The sequence below is a fragment of the Chloroflexus sp. genome, assembly GCF_034432675.1.
Classification (GTDB): Bacteria; Chloroflexota; Chloroflexia; order Chloroflexales; family Chloroflexaceae; genus Chloroflexus.
In genome coordinates this window covers 1-4,913 of sequence record NZ_DAOUBI010000248.1, presented here as the reverse complement: position 1 = coordinate 4,913, position 4,913 = coordinate 1, and the positions used below count along the sequence as shown (strand labels likewise).

Genomic DNA, 4,913 nt, shown 5'->3' with positions numbered 1-4,913 from the left:
CACGCGCCAGATTGTGAGCACGGCTGGCGCGGCAGCATGGCTGCCGCACTCCAAACGACGCCACACGCGGATAAGGTAACGACCGGCGATAGTGGCTTGAACGAAACGTGCCGAAATTGTGATGATAGGTCTTGCCGCACCGTCTGCTTTCTGCTACACTTACTCATGTCTTACCCAATTGTCCGCAGGCACATCGCGGCGACCTCCTCCTTCCGGCCGCCGCCGGGAGAATGCGCGTGCGACACTTTATAGATTCGTGGCGGCAGCGTCTGAAACCCATTCATCTGTTCGTTGGGTATCGCTGGCTGGCATGGTTAAGCGCCGGCATCGCGCTGACCCTGCCCAACCGCCCCACTGAACAGTTGCCCTTGAACGCCAGCCTGCTCTTGCTGGTACTCCTGATCGTTGTGTTCATTACCCGGCAGGCCCGGCAATATTTGCAATTGATGAAGCGCCGGCCCCCGCTGTTGGCAGTGGATATTGTGCTCGGCTGGCTGGTGCTGGTACTGAGTGGCAATACATTTCTTCCCTTCGGCATGAACGCACTCGGCAGCCTGATCGCTCCGGGATTGCTCTTCGGATGGCGCGGTGCTATGATCAGTGCCGGATTGTGCAGTGCCCTGCTGTACCTGAGCAGTGGCATTTTGACCGGCAATCCATCATCGCTGCCGATGCACATCGGGATACCATTCCTCTTCGCATTGACCTGGACTGGCCTGGTAGAATGGTGGCAACAGTCACTTAACCGGTCGCTGGATACCAGCGATTCACCAATCCATTCTTCAACTAGAATGGTCGATATTCGTCAAACCGCGCTAGGTGCGAACGATACCATTCGACGCCCACCGGAATGGTATTCATCGGCGTCCGGTAGTGTCGGGAGCCGAAGTCCGGTCGGCACAACGTCAACAGTATCGTTACGACCTGACCTGCAACTGGCGATTAAGCAGTTGGTTGATAGTGAACGCCAACGCGGGGGCTTGCAGGTTGAGTGCCAGATTGAAGGTGCAGTCCAGCGTCTTACTGCGGTACAACAGAGTGTTCTGCTTCGCACTGCTCAGGAAGCATTGTCAAACGTGCGCCGTCACGCTCATGCCTCATCGTGCCAGGTTTTGTTGCAGGTTGATGAACGGACGGCGACACTACAAATCCAAGATGATGGGGTGGGTTTGCTAGATGGCACCTACGAACGACCTCACTTCCACGCACTCCGCACTCTCCGCTATCGGATTACTGAACTCGATGGTCAACTGGCCGTCTTTGAAGGTGAACGAGGCGGGCTGATCGTGCGAGTAACACTTCCCCTCGAACCTTAAATGTGCGGTATCATAACACTGTGTGCTCGCTGTACGCGCAGTTGAGCAATGGATGAGGAGTGCTATCGCATGAGACGGCGCCGTTTCTGGTATGCGCCAGCATTGGTCATTGCGTTGGTCTTGCTCGGCTACGGTATCTGGTTGCCGGTTGAACAAGAGTCACGCTGGCTGTTGTTGCTCTGGATCGGTGGCCCACTGGCCGGCATCGTGCTGTTAAGCTGGCTACACGATGCACCACCGGCAAGCGATCTGGCCCGTACAGTTTCACGGGTTGGAGTCGTGATTATTATCGGCTTTCTAATGCTCAGCCTGCAACTACTCCGTCAACAATTTGTGCGGGCTGGAGCTATCAGTAACCATGTTGTTACCAGTACTGATGGCAGTACAATCAGTAATGTGCGTCCGGTATTGATGACGCAGCGAGTGTTGCGTGGCGCGATTGTTGATCGACGCGGACGTGTGCTAGCCGAGAGCACAATGATCAACGGTATCGCCCGCCGGGTATATCCACTGGCAGGGCAATACGATATGACAGCGTTCGGTCATGTTCTCGGCTTTTTTAGCCCACGGTACGGCCAGAGTGCGCTGGAAGCCACCTACAATGAATACCTGTCGGGGGAACGCGGCAACGAGTGGCAGGTGCTGCTCAATGAATGGACTGGCGAAGTACAGCGTGGCAATTCGTTGACGCTGACGCTCGACGCCGAACTTCAGGCAAGAGTGGCTGCTTTACTCGGTGATCGCCGCGGCGCAGTGGTCGTGCTCGATCCGCGTACCGGTGCTATTCTGGCCATGGTCAGCCGACCTGGCTTTGATCCGGGTCAACTCGTGGTCGATCCAGCAGCACCTGATCTGGCAGCAGAACGCCAGCGGGTAAGTGATTACTGGGCTTTTCTCAACCGTGACGATGCTGGTCAACCGTTACTCAATCGGGCAACTCAGGGCCGATACCCACCCGGATCGACCTTCAAAACGGTAACGGCAGTGGCAGTGCTGGAATACTGGTTACAAGGGCAACCGGATCAGATTACCTGCCCTAATGAGTACTATCCGCAACCTGATGCACCACCAATTGTCAATGCGGTGGACAATCTGGGCGCACAAATTGGTGAACCGGTAACTCTGGAACGGGTGTATGCATTTTCCTGTAATACGGCCTTCGCCCAATACGCCGTGCGCCTCGGTGCCGAACGATTAACCGAAGTTGCACAACGCTTTAATATCTTCGCACCAAACCACCTGCCGAGCGGTTTTCGGCCCCTGCGCGATCTGCCTTCAGAGCCATCTTTACTATCTGTACAGGCCGATTTTTTGAACCAGCCCCGTGCATTGGCCGACACCGGCTACGGTCAGGGCCAACTGCTGGTATCGCCGTTGCAGATGGCACTTGTCGCAGCCACCATCGGCAACGATGGGGTCATGATGCAACCTTACCTCGTTCAGCGGGTAAACCGCCCTGATGGGAGTACGATCTGGCAGGCCAATCCGTACAGTCTGCGCCGTGTTATGTCAAACCAAACTGCTGATCGTATGCGCAGCTATATGGCTGCGGTAGCTCAATATGGCTTTGGACGAAGCATCTCGCAATATGTTAACTGGCCGGTGGGAGGAAAATCGGGTACTGCGGAGCATATTCCCGGTGCGACACCTCACGCCTGGTTTATCGCGCTCGGCCCAATCGACACACCACGTTATGCAGTGGCAGTCATCATCGAGCAGGGTGGCGAAGGTAGCGGTGTAGCTGCCCGGCTGGCTGGCGAGGTATTGGCTGCTGCTTTCGCGTTAGAGTAAGTAAATTGCTGGTTTGAATACATGCTGGAACGTATGAGCTTTCGCTGGGTGTCGATATGGTTCCTGTGTGCGCTCTTGTGGGCATGCACACATGCGTCAACGGAAGTCCGTGAACCTGCACCGACTCCTACTGCAATCCCACCAACACCGACCACAGCGTTGATAACACCGACACCGCGACCACCGCTTGACGCGAAGCTACGGCAGCAAATTTTCACGGAGGTCTGGACAACGATCAACGAACACTACCTTGATCCCACCTTTAACGGTGTGGATTGGGCACGTGTGCGGGCAGAGTATGGAGCACGAGCGTTGGCCGCCGAGGACGATGCATCCTTCTTCGCTGTCATCAGCGCTATGGTCAGACTACTCCGCGACGACCATTCACGTTTTGTGCCACCGCAGGCGGTGATCGCCGAAGATCTGTTGACCAGAGGACGTGAAGAGCAGGTTGGCATCGGTGTCAGTACTCTCCCGTTAAGCGACGGCTTGCTGATTCAGCACGTCTTCCCCGACAGTCCGGCTGCCCGGGCCGGTTTGCAGCCACGTGATCGCATTGTGGCGATTGATGGCCTTTCATTCAATCTGGGTTCAATTGAAGGTCCGTTGGGGAGTAGCGTGCGGTTGCTGATCGTACAGCCAGAAGGTGATTCGCGCGAGCTTGAACTGATCCGAGAGCGGGTGGAAGGCCGTATCGAGCCACTGATACGCCGCCTAAGCGATGATGTGGCTTACGTCGGCATCAATACGCTGTGGGTCAACGACATGCACGAGCAGGTAGCGATGGTGCTGCAACAACTGCTGGCTGAGCACCCGCTGCAGGGAGTGATCCTCGATCTGCGCAGCAATCCAGGCGGATGGCGCGACGTGCTCAGTGGTCTACTCGGTCATTTTGTCACCGGTGATGTAGGTGAGTTCATCAGCCGCAAAGGAGCTACACCACTGGTGGTCACGGCGCGCAATCCCGATCTCCGGGGGTTGCCGCTGGTGATCCTGGTTGATCGTGGTACTGCCTCATACGCCGAGCTACTGGCAGCCGTGTTACAGCAAGAGGCTCAGGCTACAGTCATTGGGCGACCATCAGCCGGTAATACAGAAACCATTTACGCTTACGAGATTACTGGCGGTGCTCGGCTGTGGGTTGCGCAAGAGGTGTTTCGCCTCAACGATGGTAGTGACCTTGAAGGTAAGGGGGTACAGCCGGATATTCAACCGTCCAGCGATTGGACTCGCTTTCGCTTCGAGGCCGATCCGTGGATTGCACTGGCGCTTGATCATATCAGAGAGGTAAGGTGAGCGGGTCATTATATCGTGGCAGGTAGCGGGGGTACGACATGCCGTGCCCCTACTAATCACGTCAGCGGTGGTGCCTCGTTCTGGTGCAGTATCGGGGTCATCGTTGGCCGGTGTGTCAGGCGTGACGTTTGGCGTGTGGTGGAAGGGGCGGGTTGCGTAGGGGCGGGGGCCGCCTATGCATTACCCACATGTCGCGCTGCGTTAGGCCAGGCTGCAAGTGCTCCCCGTAGCGCGGGCTTCCAGCGCACGTGCCGGTGCCGGTATCATCTTCACCGCCGTCAGGGGCTGACCGTGGCCGCTGGTGCGCAGGCACGAACCTGGTACAACGAAACGTCTACGCACAGGTATCGCATGCATGCCTGACCAACTCGACGATCGGCACGAGCACATTCAGCACCCCCGTGACCAGGATGGGAAACGGTATGCCACGCGCCGGATCGTGAGCACGGCTGGTGCGGCAGCATGGCTGCCGCACTCCACACCGCGCGACACGTGCATAACAAGCGGGTA

At 57.0% G+C, this 4,913-nt stretch carries 3 protein-coding genes; all 3 read left to right on the top strand.

All coding sequences use genetic code 11. The features are described from left to right. Positions 1-236 precede the first annotated feature (236 nt). The 3 genes from VAE55_RS18550 to VAE55_RS18540 all read left to right on the top strand — a co-directional run bounded on the left by VAE55_RS18550 (position 237) and on the right by VAE55_RS18540 (position 4,403). The gene (locus tag VAE55_RS18550) at positions 237-1,316 is read left to right on the top strand and encodes an ATP-binding protein (RefSeq protein ID WP_322817202.1); all 1,080 of its coding nucleotides are present in this window, start codon (positions 237-239) and stop codon (positions 1,314-1,316) included. A 69-nt stretch (positions 1,317-1,385) separates the two neighbouring features. After that, entirely contained in the window at positions 1,386-3,107 is a 1,722-nt protein-coding gene (locus tag VAE55_RS18545) for a peptidoglycan D,D-transpeptidase FtsI family protein (RefSeq protein ID WP_322817201.1), read from the top strand. Positions 3,108-3,140: 33 nt separating this feature from the next. Next, positions 3,141-4,403, top strand: a complete 1,263-nt coding sequence (locus VAE55_RS18540) for a S41 family peptidase (RefSeq protein ID WP_322817200.1) — start codon at positions 3,141-3,143, stop codon at positions 4,401-4,403. Positions 4,404-4,913: the final 510 nt, after the last annotated feature.

Bases quoted from the DNA above. Each gene is read 5' to 3' on its own strand.
- VAE55_RS18545 (WP_322817201.1), top strand. From the start codon at position 1,386: ATGAGACGGCGCCGTTTCTGGTATGCGCCAGCATTGGTCATTGCGTTG.
- VAE55_RS18540 (WP_322817200.1), top strand. From the start codon at position 3,141: ATGAGCTTTCGCTGGGTGTCGATATGGTTCCTGTGTGCGCTCTTGTGG.